17 protein-coding genes and 1 pseudogene are annotated in these 19,099 nt (G+C 73.7%); 10 read left to right on the plus strand and 8 right to left on the minus strand.

Features of this window, described 5'->3' with window-relative positions; all coding sequences use genetic code 11:
- Positions 1 to 32: 32 nt before the first annotated feature.
- Positions 33 to 734, plus strand: coding sequence for a TetR/AcrR family transcriptional regulator (locus tag ACQEVZ_RS43575; protein WP_433378880.1), 702 nt, complete (start codon positions 33 to 35; stop codon positions 732 to 734).
- Positions 735 to 826: 92 nt separating this feature from the next.
- On the opposite strand, the gene ACQEVZ_RS43580 is transcribed toward ACQEVZ_RS43575, so the two are convergent.
- The gene (locus tag ACQEVZ_RS43580; protein ID WP_433378883.1) at positions 827 to 2,089 is read right to left on the minus strand and encodes an ammonium transporter; all 1,263 of its coding nucleotides are present in this window, start codon (positions 2,087 to 2,089) and stop codon (positions 827 to 829) included.
- A gap of 76 nt (positions 2,090 to 2,165) precedes the next feature.
- Positions 2,166 to 2,843 carry a hypothetical protein gene (locus ACQEVZ_RS43585; protein ID WP_433378886.1) on the minus strand — a complete coding sequence of 226 codons (678 nt, stop codon included), beginning with the start codon at positions 2,841 to 2,843 and terminating at the stop codon, positions 2,166 to 2,168.
- 64 nt (positions 2,844 to 2,907) lie between these two features.
- Here ACQEVZ_RS43585 and ACQEVZ_RS43590 point away from each other — a divergent pair.
- The 4 genes and pseudogenes from ACQEVZ_RS43590 to ACQEVZ_RS43605 form a co-directional block, all read left to right on the plus strand.
- A pseudogene (locus ACQEVZ_RS43590) lies at positions 2,908 to 3,234 on the plus strand (nidogen-like domain-containing protein); the annotation flags it as partial.
- Between the two features lie 98 nt (positions 3,235 to 3,332).
- Complete coding sequence (locus ACQEVZ_RS43595) at positions 3,333 to 3,458, plus strand: hypothetical protein (protein ID WP_433378889.1); 126 nt, start codon at positions 3,333 to 3,335, stop codon at positions 3,456 to 3,458.
- A gap of 40 nt (positions 3,459 to 3,498) precedes the next feature.
- Entirely contained in the window at positions 3,499 to 4,293 is a 795-nt protein-coding gene (locus tag ACQEVZ_RS43600) for an alpha/beta hydrolase fold domain-containing protein (RefSeq protein WP_433378892.1), read from the plus strand.
- Between the two features lie 137 nt (positions 4,294 to 4,430).
- Positions 4,431 to 5,399 carry a serine hydrolase domain-containing protein gene (locus ACQEVZ_RS43605; protein ID WP_433378896.1) on the plus strand — a complete coding sequence of 323 codons (969 nt, stop codon included), beginning with the start codon at positions 4,431 to 4,433 and terminating at the stop codon, positions 5,397 to 5,399.
- On the opposite strand, the gene ACQEVZ_RS43610 is transcribed toward ACQEVZ_RS43605, so the two are convergent.
- The 3 genes from ACQEVZ_RS43610 to ACQEVZ_RS43620 form a co-directional block, all read right to left on the minus strand.
- A complete protein-coding gene (locus tag ACQEVZ_RS43610; RefSeq protein WP_354897167.1) occupies positions 5,396 to 6,067 on the minus strand; it encodes a response regulator transcription factor in 672 nt (223 codons plus the stop codon). The two genes, ACQEVZ_RS43605 and ACQEVZ_RS43610, sit on opposite strands and share 4 nt — an antisense overlap.
- Positions 6,064 to 7,236, minus strand: coding sequence for a sensor histidine kinase (locus tag ACQEVZ_RS43615; protein WP_433378900.1), 1,173 nt, complete (start codon positions 7,234 to 7,236; stop codon positions 6,064 to 6,066). Before ACQEVZ_RS43615 ends, ACQEVZ_RS43610 begins: the two co-directional genes overlap by 4 nt.
- A gap of 64 nt (positions 7,237 to 7,300) precedes the next feature.
- Complete coding sequence (locus ACQEVZ_RS43620) at positions 7,301 to 9,466, minus strand: MMPL family transporter (RefSeq protein ID WP_433378903.1); 2,166 nt, start codon at positions 9,464 to 9,466, stop codon at positions 7,301 to 7,303.
- 278 nt (positions 9,467 to 9,744) lie between these two features.
- On the opposite strand from ACQEVZ_RS43620, the gene ACQEVZ_RS43625 reads away from it, so the two are divergent.
- Positions 9,745 to 10,557: a hypothetical protein gene (locus ACQEVZ_RS43625; protein ID WP_433378906.1), complete on the plus strand. Its 813-nt coding sequence runs from the start codon at positions 9,745 to 9,747 to the stop codon at positions 10,555 to 10,557.
- Positions 10,554 to 11,228 carry a 2OG-Fe(II) oxygenase gene (locus ACQEVZ_RS43630; protein WP_433378909.1) on the plus strand — a complete coding sequence of 225 codons (675 nt, stop codon included), beginning with the start codon at positions 10,554 to 10,556 and terminating at the stop codon, positions 11,226 to 11,228. The genes ACQEVZ_RS43625 and ACQEVZ_RS43630 overlap by 4 nt, the downstream gene beginning before the upstream one ends.
- 43 nt (positions 11,229 to 11,271) lie before the next feature.
- Here ACQEVZ_RS43630 and ACQEVZ_RS43635 read toward each other — a convergent pair whose 3' ends face one another.
- Complete coding sequence (locus ACQEVZ_RS43635) at positions 11,272 to 13,395, minus strand: MMPL family transporter (RefSeq protein ID WP_433378912.1); 2,124 nt, start codon at positions 13,393 to 13,395, stop codon at positions 11,272 to 11,274.
- Between the two features lie 93 nt (positions 13,396 to 13,488).
- Positions 13,489 to 14,517: a Gfo/Idh/MocA family protein gene (locus tag ACQEVZ_RS43640; RefSeq protein ID WP_433378915.1), complete on the minus strand. Its 1,029-nt coding sequence runs from the start codon at positions 14,515 to 14,517 to the stop codon at positions 13,489 to 13,491.
- Positions 14,518 to 14,618: 101 nt separating this feature from the next.
- Between ACQEVZ_RS43640 and ACQEVZ_RS43645 the strand changes: the two genes are divergently transcribed.
- The 3 genes from ACQEVZ_RS43645 to ACQEVZ_RS43655 all read left to right on the plus strand — a co-directional run bounded on the left by ACQEVZ_RS43645 (position 14,619) and on the right by ACQEVZ_RS43655 (position 18,649).
- Positions 14,619 to 16,094: an ankyrin repeat domain-containing protein gene (locus ACQEVZ_RS43645; RefSeq protein WP_433378918.1), complete on the plus strand. Its 1,476-nt coding sequence runs from the start codon at positions 14,619 to 14,621 to the stop codon at positions 16,092 to 16,094.
- 53 nt (positions 16,095 to 16,147) lie between these two features.
- The gene (locus tag ACQEVZ_RS43650; RefSeq protein ID WP_433378921.1) at positions 16,148 to 17,068 is read left to right on the plus strand and encodes a hypothetical protein; all 921 of its coding nucleotides are present in this window, start codon (positions 16,148 to 16,150) and stop codon (positions 17,066 to 17,068) included.
- Between the two features lie 111 nt (positions 17,069 to 17,179).
- Entirely contained in the window at positions 17,180 to 18,649 is a 1,470-nt protein-coding gene (locus ACQEVZ_RS43655; protein WP_433378924.1) for a glycosyl hydrolase family 18 protein, read from the plus strand.
- A gap of 81 nt (positions 18,650 to 18,730) precedes the next feature.
- On the opposite strand, the gene ACQEVZ_RS43660 is transcribed toward ACQEVZ_RS43655, so the two are convergent.
- Positions 18,731 to 19,090 carry a helix-turn-helix domain-containing protein gene (locus tag ACQEVZ_RS43660; RefSeq protein ID WP_433378927.1) on the minus strand — a complete coding sequence of 120 codons (360 nt, stop codon included), beginning with the start codon at positions 19,088 to 19,090 and terminating at the stop codon, positions 18,731 to 18,733.
- Between the last annotated feature and the right edge of the window lie 9 nt (positions 19,091 to 19,099).

Consider the following 19,099-nt stretch of genomic DNA (forward strand, 5'->3'; position numbering starts at 1 on the left):
ATGCTAGACACAGTTTCGAGAGGAAGGCAACCATGCGAGATCTGGTGACGTTGCTGTGGGAGCCGGCGGAGCCGCCGCGGCGGGGGCCGAGGCCGACGCTGACGCTGGCGGCCATCGCCGGTGCGGGGATCGCCGCGGCCGACGCCGACGGGCTGGCGGCGACCACGATGCAGCGCGTCGCCGAGAGCCTGGGCGTGACGAAGATGGCGCTGTACCGGTACGTCCCCGGCAAGACCGAGCTGGTGGCCCTGATGCTCGACACCGCCGTCGGCGCGCCGCCGGACCCGGTGCCGGGCGCGGACTGGCGGGAGACCCTCGACGCCTGGGCGAAGGCGCTGTTCACGCGGTTCCGCGAGCACCCGTGGACGCTGGAGGCCGCCGTGGGCGCGCGCGTGCTCGGCCCCTGCGAGCTGACCTGGCTGGAGCGCGCGGTCGCCGCCCTGACCGGCACCGGGCTGCACGGCGGCGAGATGCTCGACGTGGCGGCCACGCTCAGCGGCCACGTCCGCAACCTGGCCCAGCAGATGTCGGCGGCGTCCGCGCCGGACGGGCTGGAGAGCGAGCTGGGCGGGCCGATGCAGGCCGTGCTCGCCGGGCGGGAGGACCGGTTCCCGGCGGTGACCGCCGCCCTCGCCTCGATCCGGAGGACCGGGGGGCAGGATCAGGCGCTCGACTTCGGCCTCGCCCGCATCCTCGACGGCGTCGGCATGCTCATCGACAGCCGCCGACGCTGAACCGCTCGCCGGCGGAGCACTGTGCCGTCCACAGTGGACGGCCGTCGCCGCGCGGTCCTTGAAGGCTCCGCGCGGCGCGATGGACCCCTGGGCTATGCGAGGTGGCTGATCCGCCCGCCGGTGGTGGGGTGCTGCTCGTAGGCGCTCTCGGCGTGGATGACCAGGTCGAGGCCGCCGCGCTCGTGCTCCGGGGCGACCCGGAAGCCGACGGTGCGGTCGACGGCCTTCGCGACGAGCCAGGTGGCGCCGAACGCGTAGACGGCGACGACCAGCACCGCGAGCGCCTGCCGGCCGAGCAGACCGGCGCCGCCACCGAACACGAGGCCGTCCTCACCGCCGGTGACCACCGCGGTCGCGAGGACCCCGATGAGCACCGTGCCGATGAGGCCGCCGACGCCGTGCACCCCGACGACGTCGAGCGAGTCGTCGTAGCCCAGCTTGTACTTGAGGCCGACGGCGTAGCAGCAGGCCACGCCGGCGACGGCGCCGATGACGAGGGCGCCGAGCGGGTTGACGGAGCCGCACGACGGCGTGATCCCGACCAGGCCGGCGACCGCGCCCGAGGCCGCGCCGAGGGTGGTCGGGTGCCCGTCGCGCCAGCGTTCGACGATCAGCCAGCCGCCGACCGCGGCGGCGCCGGCGACCTGCGTGTTGAGGAACGCGGTCGAGGCGACGCCGCCGGTGGTCAGCGCGGAGCCGGCGTTGAACCCGAACCAGCCGAACCACAGCAGCCCGGCCCCGAGGATCACCAGCGGGAGGCTGTGCGGCCGCATGGCCTCGGTGCGGAAGCCCAGCCGCGGCCCGAGCACCAGGGCGAGGGCGAGCGCGGACGCACCGGAGTTGACCTCCACGACGGTGCCGCCGGCCAGGTCCAGGATGCGCAGGTGGGTGGCGATCCAGCCGCCGCCGAACACCCAGTGCGCGATCGGGACGTACACCAGCAGCACCCACAGCGCGACGAACCCCACCCAGGCGCCGAACTTGGCACGGTCGGCGATCGCCCCGCTCAGCAGTGCCGCGGTGATGATGGCGAACATCAGCTGGAAACCCGCGAACGCCATGGTCGGCACCGAGCCGGTGAGGTCGGTGGGGCCGATCCCGGCCATGCCCACGTGCTCCAGGGACCCGATGAGGCCGCCGGCGGTGTCCTTGCCGAACGCGAGCGAGTAGCCGGCGACGACCCACACGACGGTGACGACGGCGAGGCAGGCGAACGACATCATGAGCATGTTGAGGGCGCTCTTGATGCGCACCATGGCGCCGTAGAACAGCGCCAGCCCCGGCACCATCAGCAGCACCAGCGCCGCGCTCACCAGCAACCAGGCGGTGTCGCCCGAGCTGAACCCCTCCGGCATCGACGGACCCTCTCTCTTCGGGTGTGGTCCGTGATCGCCGTTGATCGCGTGGCATGCAGCGTCGCGGCGATGCGTTTCACCCGTTGTACGTCCGCGTTTCGAACATGTTTCCGCCGTCACACCCCCGACCTGCCTGGTAGGTCTCCCCGGGCTGCATCCAGAGCCGGACCGCGGCCACGGCGCCGGCGACGCTGGCGAGCACGAGGCCGCACGCGAACGCTTGCTGCGTGACCGTGAAGGAGTCGGACAGCAGGGTGCCGGCCGCCACGACGACCTGCACACCGAACGCCACCGCGATGGTCGTGCCGACGATCGCCTCCGCCGTGAACTGGGGATCGAACATCCGGTGCAGCGTCGTGGGCCGTACCCCGCCCCCTACGGTGACCCGGTCCGTCGCCAGATGGGTCCGCTTCCCGTCGGCGGCGGCGAACAGGGACGCCCGGATGCGGGCGATGTCCCGGTCGTACGCCCGCAGCGCCGCGCCGAACTTCCGCACGCTGGCGAGGATCAGCAGGCTGACCAGGCCCAGCGCCCAGGCCATGGAGGAAACCCCGACCGCGACGTCCTCCCAGTTCGCCATCTGCGCGCTGATCGCCACGAAGAACCCGACGATCGCGACGAGCAGCGTGAAGAAGTACCCCAGGAACTGGTTGCGCTCCTGCTCGATGTGCCGGTAGTGCAGCCAGTGCTGTTGCCCCTCGTACATGAGTGCATCCGTCAACAGGCGCTCCCGCTCGAAATCGCTCAGACTCACTGCGCCAGCGTCGGATGCGGGCCGCCGATGATCATCACCCCGCGCGGGTGAGCGGGTCCGGCGGATCGACGCCCGACGGTGGCAACCGCCCGGCACGTACGCCGGGCGGTCCGCCTACTGCGTGAACTGGGTCGACGTCGGCTACTACAACAACGGCTCGGACCGGCTCAACAGCTCGCAGTTGGTCCTCGTCGACCGGTCGGACACCGGCGCCGGGAACTTCGACATCGTCATGAACTACGACCGGCTGGCATACGAGCCGGCCGGCGGGCTGACCGTCGGCTACTCCAACGGCACCTTCACCTACGTGTACCCGGGCTCGGGGGTCGCCGGCGCCCTGGTCGACGCCAACACCGGCACCGGGTTGGTGCAAAGTTCCGGCGGTCGGTACGTGCACCGGGTCCGCGGCGGGCAGCCGAGCGCGCCCGGCGCGCAGACCCGGCGGCGCGGATCGTCAACGGCTTCGTCCTGCTGTCCCTGCCGGGCCTGGTGTTCTCGCTCGTCGAGCTGTTCGGCCGCGAGGGCGAGGAGCGCGAGCAGACCTGGCGCCGCGAGCTCGCCGGTGGCGCGGTCGTCGCCGTCGGCATCGCCGCGGCCCTCGGTGTGTTCTCGTAGGGTCAGCGCCGCCGCGACGCGTTCTCGTAGGGTAGGCGCCGTGACCTTCCATCCCGTGCCCGAACCCCGCAAGACGCTCACCCACGCCAACTGCGTGGTCTCCACGCCGCTCGGGTACCGGCCGCTGCACCTGGACCTGCACGTGCCGCCCGGCGACGGCCCGTTTCCCGTGGTGCTGTGGATCCACGGCGGCGGCTGGATGACCGGCAGCCGCGTGTGGACGGTCGACCAGCGGTTCCACGAGCGGATGGTGGCCCGCGGCTACGCCGTCGCGGACGTCGACTACCGCCTCGCCCTCGAGGCCACCTACCCGGCGCAGCAGGCCGACGTCGAGGCCGCCGTCCGCTGGCTGCGCCACCACGCCGCCACGCTGCGCCTCGACCCGGCCCGTTTCGCCGTGCTCGGCGAGTCCGCCGGCGGCCAGATCGCGGCGGTCGCGGCCCTCACCGGCACCGGCGACACCGCGATCCAGGCCGTCATCCTCTGGTACGCCCCGGCCGACCTCTCCACGGTCCCGCGCCAGGACGACCCGTTCATGTTCCCGGCGATCCTGCTCGGCGGCCCCCTGGCGGAGCGGCAGGCGTTCGCCCGGCACGCCAGTCCGCTGCACAACGTCCACCCGGCCGCGCCGCCGTTCCTGCTCGTCCACGGCACCGACGACGAGACCGTCCCGTTCGCGGAGGCCACCGGCTTCGCCGAGGCGCTGCGCGCCCAGGGTGTCCGCTGCGACGTCCTCCCCGTCGACGGCGCCGGCCACGTCTTCACCGGCGCCACCGTCGAGGTCGGCACCCTCACCGAGGCCGGCGCCGACTTCCTCGACGACGTCCTGCGCTGACGGCCGCCACATCCGGCCCGCGGCACCGCAGACGTCGGGCCCGGCAGTGTCGTCCATGCCGACGCACTGCAGTGACGCGGCCGGGCGGCCGCGCGGGCACGACGCCCGTCGCGTCCGAGGCGAGGCAGACTCGAGCGATGACCATTGACGCGCTCGTGCGGCAGGCGCCGATGCCGGCCGTCGCGGTGGCCGTGTTCACCCGGGACGCGCAGCTGGAAGAGGTCGTGCACGGGGTCGCCGACCTGGAGACCGGCCGGCCCGCCACCCGGCACGACTGGTGGGACCTGGCGAGCCTCACCAAGGTCCTCGTGACGGTCCCCGCGGTCCTGGACCTGGTGGCCCGCCGGCGGATCGGGCTGGACGAGCCGCTGGGCGCCGCGTGGCCGGGCGCGCGGCACGCGCCGTTCGCCGGCGCGACCATCGCACAGCTGCTCAGCTACGACGCCGGGTTGCCCGCCACCGTCCCGTTCTTCAGGGAGGGCGCCGACGTCGTGGCGGCGGCGCTGCGGAGGCGGACCGTCGGCGCCGGGGCCGTGTACAGCGACGTGAACTTCATCGTCCTCGGCGCGATGGTCGAGGCGCTCACCGGCCGGCCGCTGACCGAGGCGGCCGGGCGCCACGGTCTGCGGTACGCGCCCCTGCCCGGACCCGCGGTCGCCACCGAGCGGTGCGCCTGGCGGGGCCGGCTGATCTGCGGCGAGGTCCACGACGAGAACGCCGCGGCGATGGGTGGCGTCGCCGGGCACGCGGGCGCGTTCGGGACGATCGGGCAGGTGGCCCGGATCGGGCAGGACTGGCTGTGCGAGCGGGTGAGCACCCCGGCGCTGCACCGGTCGGTGCGCGAGTGCTGGGCGGAGGGCGGCGGGGAGCGCTTCGGCCTCGGCTGGTGGCTCGCGCCCACCCGGGGGCTGGGCGGGCCCCGCGCGGGCGCGGACGGCTACGGCATGTCGGGGTTCGTCGGCAACCGGATCTGGCTCGAGCCCGCCCGCGGTTACGGCGTGGTGGTGCTGAGCAACCGCATCCACCCGGTCCGCACGCCCCGCGAGCCGTTCGCCGCGTGGTGCGACGAGCTGCTGACGACCGTCGCGGACGCGATGGGGCGCTAACCCGGCGCGGACGGTGGGACGAGGCCGTTCTTGTACGCCAGGACGACCAGCTGGGCCCGGTCGCGGGCGCCGAGCTTGGTCATGGCCCGCTGCACGTGCGTGCGGACGGTGAGGACGCTGAGGCGCAGCTCGGCGGCGATCTCGTCGTTGGACCGGCCGTCGGCGGCCAGCTTCATGACCTCCAGCTCACGGTTCGTCAGGTCCCGGAGCTCGGGCGTGACGACGGGCACCGGCCGCGGGGCGGCGAGGAACTGCGCGATCAGGGCCTTGGTCGCTCCCGGGGACAGCAGGCTGTCGCCCGCCGCGACGGCGCGGATCGCCTCCAGCAGCGTGTCGGTGGTGACGTACTTGCCGAGGAACCCGCTGGCGCCGGCGCGCAGGGCCCGGGCGACGTGCTCGTCGTTCTCGAAGGTGGTGAGGATCAGCACCCTGGTGCCGGCGAGGGCCGGGTCGGCGCAGATGGCCTCGGTGGCGGCCAGGCCGTCGGTGCCGGGCATCCGCACGTCCATCACGACCACGTCGGGGTGGTGCCGGCGGGTGAGCTCGACGGCGGCGGCACCGTCGGCGGCCTCGGCCACCACCGACAGGTCCGGGCAGGAGTCGATCAGCAGCCGGAACGTGCCGCGCAGGAGCGCCTGGTCGTCGGCGAGCAGGACGCGGATGGTCACGGCGCCTCCCGGGCCCGCAGCGGAAGGGTGGTCACGACCTCGAACCCGCCACCGCCGTCGCTGACCCGCAGGTCACCGCCGATGGCGTGGGCCCGCTCGCGCATCCCGACGATGCCGAAGCCCGCGCCGGCCGCTGCCTTCCCGCCGGTACGGGTGGCGTTGGCGACCGTGATGGTGAGGGTGCCGCCGGTGTACCGCAGGCGCACGCGGGCGGTCGCCGGCGCCGCGTACTTCGTGGCGTTGGTCAGGGCCTCCTGGATGATCCGGTAGGCGGTCAGGTCGGCGCCGGGCGGCAGGGGGCGCGGCTCGCCCTCGACCGCGAGGTCGACGGTGAGCCCCGCCGACCCGCACACCTCCAGCAGCTCCGGCAGCCGGGCGAGCCCGGGCGTGGGCTCGAGGGGGTCGGCGTCGCCGGCCTGGCGCAGGACGCCGACGGTGTGCCGCAGGTCGAGCATGACCGACGAGGTGGTGACCTGCAGGTCGGCGAGGAGCTTCCGGGTGAGGGCCGGGTCGCCGTCGAGGAGGTGCGCCGCCGTGCCGGCCTGCGCGTTGGCGACGGCCATGTGGTGGGCGACGACGTCGTGCAGGTCGCGGGCGATGCGCATGCGCTCCTCGGTGACCCGCAGCCGCGCCTCCTCCTCGCGGGTCCGCTCGGCGTGCTCGGCGCGGGCGTGGACCGCGTCGAGGTAGGCGCGGCGCAGCCGGGACCGGCTGCCCATCGACAGGGGCAGCAGCAGCCACAGCGCGGGCCCGATGACCCGCAGCAGCACCGTCCCGTCGAGGTGGTCGACGCCGACGGCGGCGCACACGACCAGCGCGGTCGTCACGCCGCCGTAGGTCCACGCCGTCCGCGACGAGGTCGAGGCGGCCAGCCAGTACAGCGCGACCATCACCGGCGCCAGCAGCAGCGGGGTCAGCAGGTAGCCGAGGCCACCCAGCACGACGGCGCAGGCGGCGGTGACGACGACCGTGGCCCGCGGGTGCTCCCGCGCCCTGAGCAGCGCCAGGCAGGCGAGCCCGGCCAGCACGTCGGCGACCCAGACGTGCTCGGCGCGGCCCTCGCCCGGGCCGACGAGGTGCGCGCCGAGGACCGCGCCGGCCAGCAGCGCGACCGCGATGACGCCGTCGGTCAGCCGCGGATGCCGCTCCGCGTACTCCAGGCTGACCATCCGCGCTCCTCATCGTGCCACCGACGTCGAGTATCTCCCGGGCCGGGACGGGCCCGGTCCGGGTTCACCGTTCGTGACTGGACACCAGCTCCGGCGTGACCGGGTCGCGGGTGAGGCGCTCGCCCTCGACGTCGACCTTCGGCAGGATCCGGTCCAGGCGGCGCGGCAGCCACCAGGCGCGGTGACCGAGCAGCGCCAGGGCCGCGGGGACGATCGCCATCCGGACGACGAACGCGTCGAAGAGCACGGCGCTGGCCAGGCTGAGCCCGATCATCTTGATGAACTGGTCCTGTTCGCTGATGAACCCGCCGAAGACCGCCATCATGATCAGTGCGGCGGCGACGACGACGCGGGCGCTGTGCCGGAACCCGGTCCCGATCGCCTGGTGCGGCGCCTCGCCGTGGACGTACGCCTCCCGCATCCGCGACACGAGGAACACCTCGTAGTCCATGGCCAGCCCGAACACGATCCCGATCAGGAAGATCGGCACCGCGCTCATGACGGGGCCGGTCTGCGCGACGCCGAGCAGGTCGGCGGCGAAGCCCCGCTGGAACACCAGCACCAGGACGCCGAGCGCGGCCAGCACGGAGAGCAGGAACCCGAGCGCCGCCTTGACGGGGACCAGGATCGACCGGAACACGACGAGCAGCACCAGCACGGCGAGACCGACGACGGTGGCCAGGTACGGCAGCAGCGCGCCCTGGATCTTGCCGGCCAGGTCGATGTTGACCGCGGTCGTGCCGGTGACCTGGAACGTCGCGCCGGTGCCGGCGGCCAGCCGGGTCCGGGCGGCGCGCAGGTCGCGGACGAGGTCCTTGGTCGCGGCGTCGGTCGGGGCGGTGGACGGCACGGCGTCGAGGATCGCGGTGTCGCCGGCGTCGTTGAAGTGCGGCGGCGACACGGACACGATCCCGGCCGTCGCGGCGACCCGGCCGGCGACCGCGGCGACCGCGGCCTGCGGGTCGGGCGCGCCCTTGGCGTCCACGACGAACATCAGCGGGCCGTTGAAACCCGGCCCGAACGCGGTCGCGAGGGCGTCGTACGCGCGGCGCTGCGTGGTCGTCGCCGGCCGGGCCTCGTCGCCCGGCATGCCGAGCCGCAGCCCTGCGGCGGGCACGGCGAGGGCGCCGAGCAGCGCCACCCCGGCGAGCAGCACGGCGACCGGGCGGCGCAGCACGAACCGGGCCCACCTCGCGCCGCCGCGTCCGGCCTCGACCGTCGCGGGGCCGCCGTGGCCGGTTGAGGCCGTCGCGGGGGCGCGGCGGGCGGCGCGGGACAGGACCCGCTCCGGGGCGAACCCGAGGACGGCGGGGACGAGGGTCAGCGCCACCAGTACCGCCGCCGACACCGCACCGACGGCGGTCAGGCCCATCTTGGTCAGCATCGGGATGCCCACCACCGCCAGGCCCGCCAGGGCGATCACGACGGTCAGGCCGGCGAAGGCGACCGCGGACCCGGCGGTGCCGGCGGCGAGGAACACCGCCTCCTCGGCGGGCAGCCCGCGGGCGCGCTCCTCGCGGTACCGCGTCACGACGAACAGCGCGTAGTCGATGCCGACCGCGAGGCCGAGCATGAGGGCGAGCGTGCCGGTGGTCGCGGACAGCCCGAACGCGTGACTGAGGGCGAGGATCGACAGCATGCTCACCGCGACCCCGAGCAGCGCGGTCAGCAGCGACAGGCCCGCCGCCGCCAGGGACCCCAGGGTGATCAGCAGGACGACCGCCGCGAGGGCGACGGCGACGAGCTCCGCGGTGCCCGCCGGGCCGCCGCCCTCCCCTTCCAGTGCGCTGCCGCCGGCCTCGACCGTGAGCCCGGAGACCCTGGCCTCGCGGGCCGCCGCGGCGAGCTCCGCGCGGCTGGCGGCGCTGACCCGCGCGGCCGTGACGGTGTAGGTGACGTTGACATACGCCGCCGAGCCGTCGCCGCTGACCGCGCCGTCCTCGAACGGGTCGCCGGCCATCGCCACCTGGCCGCCGCCGCCGAGCCGCCGGGCCGCCGCCTCGACGGCCGCCCGGTAGGGCTCGTCCGTCACCTGCCGGCCCGCCGGCGCCACGAACACCACGGTCGCGCCGCCGGCGTCGGCCGTGATCCCGGGGAACCGCTCCCGCAGCACGTCGAACGCCAGCTGCGACTCGACGCCGGGCACGGAGAAGTCGTCGTCGGGGGCCGGCGGCGCGGTCAGCCCCGCGACGACCACCCCCGCGAGGACGGCCAGCCAGGCGAGGACCACCGGTCCCCGGCGTCTGAAGCACCAACGGCCGAGCCGAGCCAACATCGCCGCCACGAGGTCTCCAATCCGGATCTTCTGGAAGCCTTGACGATGCCGTCCTCGGGTGTCCCGTGTCGTCGTGTGCATCCGGGCGGCCGGCTACGTAATCCGAACCGGTTCCCCGAGTCCAAGGTCATGCGGACGCAGTATCCGGTCATTGACACTCGTCACTAAAACTCGGTAGCGTGACGCCCGGAAATGCATCAAGTGATGCTTGTTAAATACGCGTCAACGGCGTATTGCTTCATGCGGTAGAAACGGAGCGGACCGTTTATATGGCCGGCGACAACCAGCATGAGCACGGAATGTCCGGGCCGGTCTTCGCCGTCGGCGGGCCGACCGCATATGACGAAGTGGTGCGGTTCACCGACGCGGTCAGGGCATTGCGCCCGCTGCCGGAAATGCCGCACCCCGATTTCCTGCTGTTCCAGACGCTGCATCTCACCGCGGAACTGCTCTGGTACAACATGCATTTCGACATCGTCCGCGCCGCAGATGATCTGCGCGCCGGGGATCACCGGTCCGCGCACCGCCTGGTGCGCCGCGCGACGGAGTTGCAGCGGCTGACGGTCACCCATCTCGGCCAGGTCCGGTCCGGCATTCCGCAGACCGAGTTCCTGCAGATCCGGGCGACGCTCCCGGACGGCGGCAGCGGCCTGGACTCACCCGGTATGCGCAACCTGCACAAGGCGTGCCGGCATCTGTGGCGCTGCTTCTGCGCTGCGATGGAGTCCGCCGGCGTGGCGTCGGAGGCGGAGCTGCTGGACGCCGGCGAGGCCCACCCGGACCTGCGGGCGGTCGCGCTGGAGATGCTGGACCTCGACGACGCGATGCTCGGCTGGCAGCAGGAGCACCAGCGGATGGTGTGGGCCCGCCTCGGCGGCCACCCGACCCTCGACGACGGCACCGCTCCGCTCAGCCTGACCGGGCGGTCCGTCGGCGTGCTCGACCGGTTCGTCGCGCACATGCGCTTCCCCCGGCTGTGGCAGGCCGTGCAGGACCACCATGAGTCGATGGCCAAGCAACAGGCATACGGAGGGACCCACCGATGACCGGCACCGCCTGGCAGCCGCCGCAGGACCTGCCCTTCCACTGGCACGTGTACGACGTCGGGCACCTGCTGCCCGACGGCTGGGACGCGGCGCTGCTCGACGTGGCCCGCGAGCACGCCGTCCGGCGCGTCTTCCGGCCCACCATGTCCACCGCCCGGGAGGTCCCCGACGCCGAGATCCCGATGCACAGCGTCGACGGCGAGGTGCTGCGCCGGGCCGCGCCGTGGACCTTCGACCTGTACAGCGGCTGGTTCAAGCAGCTCGGCGAGCGGACCGCGGAGGAGAAGCTGGAGGAGACCAGCAGCGACAACCGCGCGCTGAGCCTCAACATCCAGCAGGGGATCACGATGCGGTACCCGTGCCACGTCGACAGCAACCCCATGCAGGGGCTGCTGTACCTGACGTCGTGCACCGAGGAGACCGGCGGCGGCCTCGTCGTCGCCCGCGACCGCGCCGCCCGGGACGTCGCCGGCGTCGACGCGGACGCCATGCGGATCTACCCGTCGGCGGGCCAGCTGTACTTCTTCGACGCCCGCCGGCACGCCCACTACGTCGAGCCGCTGCGCCGCGACGACGCCGTGCGCGCCGTGCTCACGATGAACTACTACTCCCCGTCGTGCCCGGAGACGATCCGGCCCTCCGGGCTCGACGAGCAGCTGTTCGGCCGCTGACTCAGGCGCTCCGGCCCCGACGGGCAGCTGTCCGGGCGCCGGCTCAGGCGCTCATCACCGGTTCCCGTTCCGGCAGCGTCGTCTCCTTCAGGCCGACCCGCTGGTGCAGGCGACGCAGCGGACCCGGCGCCCACCAGTTCCACCGCCCGAGCAGCGTCATCGTCGCCGGCACGAGCAGGCAGCGCACCACGGTCGCGTCGATGAGCACGGCGGTGGTCAGGCCGAGGCCGATCTGCTCGATGCTGCCCATCTGCGCCGCCGCGAAGCAGCCGAACACGATGACCATGAGCAGCGCGGCGGACGTGATGACGCGGCCGGTGTGCTGCAGGCCGCGGCGGACGGCGGTGTCGGTGTCGTCGCCGCCGTCGACGTACTCCTTGACGCGGCCGAGGAGGAACACCTCGTAGTCCATGGAGAGGGCGAACGCGAACGCGAAGAGGATGACCACGACGAACGGGTCGAGACCGCCGACGGTGAGCGTGCCGAGGACGCCGGCGAGCCAGCCGTGCTCGAACACGGCGACCATGACGCCGAGAGTCGCGCCGAGGGAGACGACGTTGGCGAGGATCGCCTTCACCGGCACGACCAGCGAACCCGTCATGGCGAACAGCAGCACGAGCATGGCGGTGAGGGTGATGCCCAGCGCGAGCGGCAGGTCGTCGACGATGAGGTCGACGAGGTCCACCAGCACCGCGGCGTCACCGGTCACCCAGGACTGCACCCCGGCGGGCCGGTCCGCGCGCAACCGCAGCACGAGCTCCTGGGCGGCGTCGTCCTGCGCCCCGCCGCGCAGGCTCAGCTCGACGGCGGCGAGGCCGTCACCGACGGGCTTCGCCGGCTGCACCTTGCCGACGACCGGATCGCCGGACCAGCGGGCGGCGTAGGCGTCGAGCTCCGCGGCGCCGGTCCGGGCGACGACCGTGAGCGTCGGGGCGAACGCCCGGCCGAACCGGGTCTTGAGCTCGTCGGCGACCCGCACCGACTCGATGCTGCGTGGGAAACCCTCGAGGCCTGGCAGCTTCACGGTCGCCGACAGCAGCGGCAGGCCGGCGGCGAGCAGCAGCGCCGCGGTGACCACGGCGACGAGCGCCGCCCGGCGCTGCACCAGCGCGGCGAGGGCGGCGAAGAACCCGCGCCCGGCCTCGTCCCGCCGGGCGCGGCGGGCCGGTTTCAGCCGCTTGCGGGCCAGGCCGATGAGTGCCGCCGTGAACGTCAGCGACACCAGCATCGCGACCAGCGCGATCGACACACCGGCGGCGCCGAGCGCGGTCAGCTGCCGCACCGAGAAGGCGAGGAGCCCGGCGAGCGCGGCGGCGACGGTGAGGGCGCTGAACAGGATGGTGCGCCCGGCGGTCGCCCAGGCCCGGCCGATCGCGTCGCCGGGTTCGAACCCGGCGGCCAGTTCCTCGCGGTAGCGGGCCACGAGCAGCAGCCCGTAGTCGACGGACAGCCCCAGCCCGAGCAGCGACGCCACGGTCAGCGCGTTGGAGTCCACGTCGGTGAACGTGGTGAACACGTACAGGACGGGGAAGACGGCGGCGACGGACACGACCGCGGCGAGCACCGGCACCCCGGCCGCGATGAGGCCGCCGAACACGATGACGAGCACGACGAGCGTCAACGGCAGCGACAGCAGCTCGGCGCGGCTCCGGTCGCCGTCGAGGGTCCGCCCGGCGTCCCGGCTGATCGTCGCGGACCCGCCGACCCGGACCGCGGCACCCGCGGGCAGCTCGCCGCGTAGCCGGTCGAGCTCGGCCTCGACCTTGTCGACGGCGGCGTTGCGGGTCGGCTTGTCGACCTTCTCCAGCGTGGCCACCACGAGCAGCGCCCGGCCGTCGGCCGACACCGCCGTCGCGTCGACCTTGCGCACGTGCTCGACCCCGCGCAGCCGCCCGGCGGCCGCGTCGACGGCCGCCCGCACGTCCTCCGCCTTCGGGTCGACGGCGTCCACCAGCCCGACGACCTGCCCGGACGAGTCCTCGGCGGTGCCGATCAGGTCGTACGCCTCGATCGACTCGACCTTCTTGCGCACGCTGTTGGTCTCGGAGATCGCGTCCAGCAGCGGCCCCGCCGCCAGGACCCCGCCGATCACCGCGACCAGCCACGCCCCGAGCACCCACCACCGGTTCCGGAAGCACCAGCCGCCCAGCCCCGCCATGAAACCCATGGAGCAGAAACCTGCCAGACGGCGCGGAAGGTTGCTCGGGTGGGGTCGGCGATCAGCGAACGGCGCCGCCGGAGTGCCGGTTCGGCAGCCGGGTCACTCGTTGGGGTAGGTCAGGCCGATCTGGCGGCGGATCTCGTCGAGGGTCTGCATGATCGTCAGGGTTTCGGCGAGGGGCAGCAACGGCGAGTCGGTGGCGCCCGCGGTGAGCAGGTCGGCGAAGTGGGCCGCCTGGTGGACGAGGCCCTCGTGGCCGGTGATCGCGGGTGGGGCGGACTCGCTGACGTCGCCGGCGACGGTGGTGAGGCGGACGGCCTGCGGCTGGTAGAACGGGCCGGCGAGCTCGATCCGGGCGGCGGTGCCCGAGATGCTCGCGGTGGTCGGTGACGCGGCCGTCTGGGTGGTGGAGACGATGCCGTGCGCGCTGCCGGTCCGCAGGACCGCGGAGACCTGGGCGTCGACGCTGGTCGTGGTCATGGTGCCGGTCGCCTGGATCTCCTCGGGGGCGCCGAGGACGAACGAGGTGAACGAGACGGGGTAGATGCCGAGGTCGAGCAGGGCGCCGCCGGCGAGGGCCGGGTTGAGCAGCCGGTGCGTCGGCGGGATGTCGAAGTGCTGGCCGTGGTCGCCGATCACCGTCTGCACGTCGCCGAGCGCGCCGTCGGCGAGCAGCTGCCGCACGACGTCGTAGTGCGGCAGGAAGCGGCTCCACATCGCCTCCATCAGCAGCAGCCCCGAGCCGCGCGCCAGCTCGATGAGCTCCGCCGCCTGGGCCGCGTTCTGCGTGAACGCCTTCTCGACCAGGACCGGCTTGCCGGCGCGCAGCGCGAGGAGGGTCTGCTCGTGGTGGTGGCTGTGCGGCGACGCGACGTAGACGGCGTCGATGTCGGGGTCGGCGACGAGCGCCTCGTAGGAGCCGTAGGCGCGGCCGCCACCGTGCCGGGCCATGAACTCCTCGGCGCGCTGCAGCGAGCTGGAGCCGGCGGCGACCACCCGCGACTTCGAGTGCCGGTGGACGGCGCCCGCGAACTGGTCGGCGATCCAGCCGGGCGCGATGACGCCCCACCTGATCGGCGGCGCGTCCTGGGGGTCCGCGGTGCGCGCGGTGGGCAGTGCAGTGCTCACGGTCGTCCTCACGTCGGGTGTGGTCCTCCCCGAAGCTACACGACGAAGATCCGGACCCGACGCGATAGCGTTGGTGGCCGTCCACCACCCCGGGAGCGCCGATGTCCGCCATGCCGCCCAGCGCGCAGACCGTGCGCAGGTGGCTGCGGCACCGGCGGTACGGGGTGCCGCCCGCCATGATCGACGCGGCGACCGAACGCCGGCTCGCCGGGGACTGGCGCCGGGCCTGCGCCGCCGCGCATGTGACGCCGGACCTCGACCTGCGCGCGGTCGAGCGGGAGCACGGCCGCGAGGTCGCCGCCGCGGTCGAGGACGACCTGCGGCACCTGGCGCCCGACCTGCTGCGCTGGCACGAGCCGCTGCACGGCCACCACTCGTGGCCGGCCGCCAGCCGCCCCGTCCCGCTGACCCGGCTCGCCGGCGGGCTCGGCATCCTGCTGGCCTCGGGGCCGAGGAGCGGCGGCCGGCGGCTGTTGCGGCTGCGCTTCGGCGGCGTCTCCCCCGTCGCCCCGCTGGTCGACCGCCACCTGTGGGACGTCCGGCAGGCGCCCGGGCTGCGCGGGCTGTGCGGGCCGGAGCCGGTCAGCACCGACGCGGCCTGCCCGCACGCGACCGGCCGGCAGCGGGAAGCCGCCGCGGCCGCCGGGATCGACGCCACCGGCCTGGCCGAGCAGGGGTCGGACGACAGCCTGGCGAGCCACCCGCTGGTCTGGTCGAGGCTGGTGCCGGCCGCCCGCGCCCTGCTGCACCGGCACGGCAGCCCCGGCGGGACGGTCGACCTGGGCGAGGGCTGGCTGGACCTCAGGGAGCGGCCGACGATCGTCGCCGGGCCTCCGCCGCGACACGCGCCGCTGCTGCAGATCTCGGACTGGCAGGAGCCGCTCGACGCCGAGCTCGTCCGCCACGGCCTCATCGATCCCGACGCCCTGCATCCGCTCGTCCACGACGCGCTCCTGCCCGGCCGTCCACAGTCGCCGCCGAGGCACGGGCCGCCGGTGCCCGCCGTCGTGCCGGTGGAGTGCGGCGGGCGGGTCCACCGGCTGGCCGCCCGCGACGGCCAGTGGCACCCGCTGGACCACGACCCGCGGGACCTGGCCCGCGAGGAGGCCCTGGCCGCGCTCGGCGGACCGGCGGAGGGCTGCGCCGGCGTCCTGCTGGGCTGGCGGACCGGCAGCCGGTCGGACTCCGGGCTGCTGCCGCCGCCGGTCCAGGACCTGCACGACGAGCTCTGGCAGCGGGTGGCGTACGGCGACACCGACGGCGTCCTGCGGCTGCTCGGCGACGGGTTCCCGCCGGCCGCGGACCGGGGCGGCGGCACGCTCCTGCACGCCCTGGGCTCGCTCGACCACGCGCGGATGCTGCCCCGCCTGCTCGCCCTCGGCCTGGACGTGCACGCCCGGACCAACGCCGGCGACACACCGCTGCACGCGGCGGCGAGGTCGTCGTCGGACGCTGCCGCCGACCTGGTCGAGGCGCTGCTGCGGGCCGGCGCCGACCCGCGGGCGGTGAACCACCGCGGGCAGCGCCCCGCGGACCTGGCCGGCACCCCCGAGGCGGCGGCCGTGCTGCGGGCATGACGGCGCGTCTCCCGGCTGGCGAAGGGGCACCGGGGTGACTATCTTCGTGGTCCATGACGGATGGCGACGGAGACGCCGAACCGCTGCGCGTGCCCCCGTGGCTCGCCGGGCTCGGCGCCGATCCGGACCGTCCCGCGGCCGGTGGGACCTTCCGCCCCGAACCGGCCGACGCAGCCACTCCCGTTCCCATAATCCAGGACGAGCCCGTCCCTGTAGATGAGACGCCGGGCGACGCGGCGGACTGGGCCGCGGCGCCGGACCGCGACGGCTGGCACGTCGCCGACGAACCGTCGGAACTGCGCGGGCTGTGGGTGTTCTGGCGGTCGCGGCTGATCGTGGCCGGCGTCGCCGCGGCCGTGTCGCTGCTGGTGATCCTGGCCGTGGCGGCGTACTTCGGCGACGACGATCCCGCTCCCGTCACCCCGCCGGTCGGCCTGCCCGCGCCGGCCCCGTCACCCACCGACGCGCCGTCCCTGACGCCGGACCCCGCGCCGGCCACGCCGTCGGAGGCCGCGCCCGCGTCGCCGTCCCCGGCCGCCGCGCGGACGACGTCCCCGCCGCCGAAATTCGGGCCGGTCTCGTTCGAGGCCGAGGCGCCCGGCAACACGCTCGGCGGCTCGGCGTGGGTGGACCGCTACCCCGGCGCCTCGGGCGGCTCGATCGTGCGCAATCTCGGCGACTGGGGCAGCCGCGCCGGCGACGGCGTGCTGCGCTTCAACAACGTCGACGTCCCGGTCGCCGGCGCGTACACGCTGAAGCTCTACCACGTGAACATCGACAATGAGCGCACCAGGACCGCCGTCGTCACGGTCGACGGCCGCGACCCGCAGCGGGTCACGCTCGACGGCGGCTCGACGTGCTGCACCGCGTCGACGCTGAAGGTCCAGCTCCGCGCGGGCGGCAACACCATCTCGGTCGCCAACCCCGACGGGCACGCGCCGTCGGTCGACCGCATCGTGCTGTCCCTGCCCTGACCCCGGGCCGCGGCGTGCCGAAATCGATCGCCGTCTTGACTGACGGTTGTTGATGTGTCTACCGTCTCAACACGCTTTTAACAAAGTTTCCTAACTGTTGGTGAGGTGAACGTGAAACGATCCCTTCGCCAGGTCCTCCTGGTCGGGGCCGTCGTCGCCGCCGTGGCCGGAGCGACCGCTATCGTGCCACTGGTCCAGGCAAACGCCGCCGCCGCATGCGCTCCGGCATGGAGCGCGTCGGCCGTCTACGTCAAGGACAACGTCGTCTCGTACCAGAGCCACAACTACACCGCCAAGTGGTGGACCACGAACGAGGTGCCGACCGCCAGCGGCCAGTGGGGCGTGTGGGCCGACAACGGGGTCTGCGGTGGCGGGACCGACCCGACCACCCCGCCGCCGACCTCGAAGCCGCCGACGTCGCAGCCGCCGACGTCGCAGCCGCCCACCTCGCCGCCGCCGCCCGGCGGCAAGAACGTCGTCGGCTACTTCGCCGAGTGGGGCGTCTACGCCCGCAACTACCACGTGAAGAACATCGTCACCAGTGGCTCGGCGGCGAAGCTGACCCACATCCTGTACGCCTTCGGCAACACCAGCGGCGGGCAGTGCTCCATCGGTGACTCGTACGCCGACTACGACAAGGCGTACACCGCGGCCGACTCGGTCGACGGCGTCGCGGACACCTGGGACACCGGCGCGCTGCGCGGCAACTTCAACCAGCTGCGCAAGCTCAAGCGGCTGTACCCGAACATCAAGGTGATCTGGTCGTTCGGCGGCTGGACCTGGTCCGGCGGCTTCACGCAGGCGGCGGCGAACCCGACCGGCTTCGCGAACTCCTGCTACAACCTGGTCAAGGACCCCCGCTGGGCCGACGTCTTCGACGGCATCGACATCGACTGGGAGTACCCGAACGCCTGTGGCCTCAGCTGCGACTCCAGCGGCCCGGCCAGCTACAACAACGTCATCACGGCGCTGCGCAACAAGTTCGGGCAGAACTTCCTGGTCACCTCGGCGATCTCGGCCGACGGCTCCAACGGCGGCAAGCTCGACGCCGCCGACTACGCCGCCGGCATCTCCAAGCTGAACCTGGTCTTCCCGATGACCTACGACTACTACGGCGCCTTCAGCCCGCAGGGCCCGACGGCCCCGCACTCGCCGCTGAACTCCTACTCGGGCATCCCGACGCAGGGCTTCTGGTCCGACGCGGCGATCCAGAAGCTCAAGTCCAAGGGCGTCCCGGCCAGCAAGATGCTCCTCGGCATCGGCTTCTACGGCCGCGGCTGGACCGGCGTCACCCAGGCCGGCCCGGGCGGCACCGCGACCGGCCCGGCGCCCGGCACGTACGAGCAGGGCATCGAGGACTACAAGGTCCTGAAGAACTCCTGCCCGGCCACCGGCACCGCCGGCGGCACCGCCTACGCCAAGTGCGGCAGCAACTGGTGGGGCTACGACACCCCGGCCACCATCGCGGGGAAGATGACCTACGCCAAGCAGCAGGGCCTCGGCGGAGCCTTCTTCTGGGAGTTCTCCGGCGACACCAGCAACGGCGAGCTCATCACCGCCATCAAGAACGGTCTCGCCTGACGCCTGAACGGTCTCGCCTGACCAACGTCGCGCCGCCGCAGCCGGTCCCGGGCTGCGGCGGCGCGGCCGCTTTCCGGCCCGTCACGACGGTCCGGCGGCCTTCTCCAGCGCGCGGATCTCGACCCACAGCGCGCGCAGCCGCTCGACCTCCCGGTCGCTGCGCCCGAAGACCTCGAGCATGTCGTCGACGTGGTGCCACTTCGGCGACCGCTCACCGATCCCGTTCAGCACCCGGAACACGGTCGACTTCGAGATCCCGACCTGTCCCGCGATCACACTGTACGAAGGTTCCCCGGCCTCCCGATGGGCTTCCATCAGTTCCTCGGCCAGCCGCCTGCGCAGTGCCCCCAACTTGACGGCGTCGTCCATCATCCAAGCATGCCGATGAATGGCGGCCCGGTAAAGCACGTCCGCGGGGCGCGGCGGCCGCGGGGATAGCATGATGGGACG

It is taken from the genome of Dactylosporangium sp. CA-152071 (assembly GCF_050936335.1).
Taxonomy (GTDB): Bacteria; Actinomycetota; Actinomycetes; order Mycobacteriales; family Micromonosporaceae; genus Dactylosporangium; species Dactylosporangium maewongense.

Coding starts and splice junctions, on each gene's coding strand:
- ACQEVZ_RS43575 (WP_433378880.1), top strand. CDS start 33: ATGCGAGATCTGGTGACGTTGCTGTGGGAGCCGGCGGAGCCGCCGCGG.
- ACQEVZ_RS43580 (WP_433378883.1), bottom strand. CDS start 2,089: ATGCCGGAGGGGTTCAGCTCGGGCGACACCGCCTGGTTGCTGGTGAGC.
- ACQEVZ_RS43605 (WP_433378896.1), top strand. CDS start 4,431: ATGACCATTGACGCGCTCGTGCGGCAGGCGCCGATGCCGGCCGTCGCG.
- ACQEVZ_RS43615 (WP_433378900.1), bottom strand. CDS start 7,236: ATGGTCAGCCTGGAGTACGCGGAGCGGCATCCGCGGCTGACCGACGGC.
- ACQEVZ_RS43630 (WP_433378909.1), top strand. CDS start 10,554: ATGACCGGCACCGCCTGGCAGCCGCCGCAGGACCTGCCCTTCCACTGG.
- ACQEVZ_RS43635 (WP_433378912.1), bottom strand. CDS start 13,395: ATGGGTTTCATGGCGGGGCTGGGCGGCTGGTGCTTCCGGAACCGGTGG.
- ACQEVZ_RS43645 (WP_433378918.1), top strand. CDS start 14,619: ATGTCCGCCATGCCGCCCAGCGCGCAGACCGTGCGCAGGTGGCTGCGG.
- ACQEVZ_RS43650 (WP_433378921.1), top strand. CDS start 16,148: ATGACGGATGGCGACGGAGACGCCGAACCGCTGCGCGTGCCCCCGTGG.
- ACQEVZ_RS43660 (WP_433378927.1), bottom strand. CDS start 19,090: ATGCTATCCCCGCGGCCGCCGCGCCCCGCGGACGTGCTTTACCGGGCC.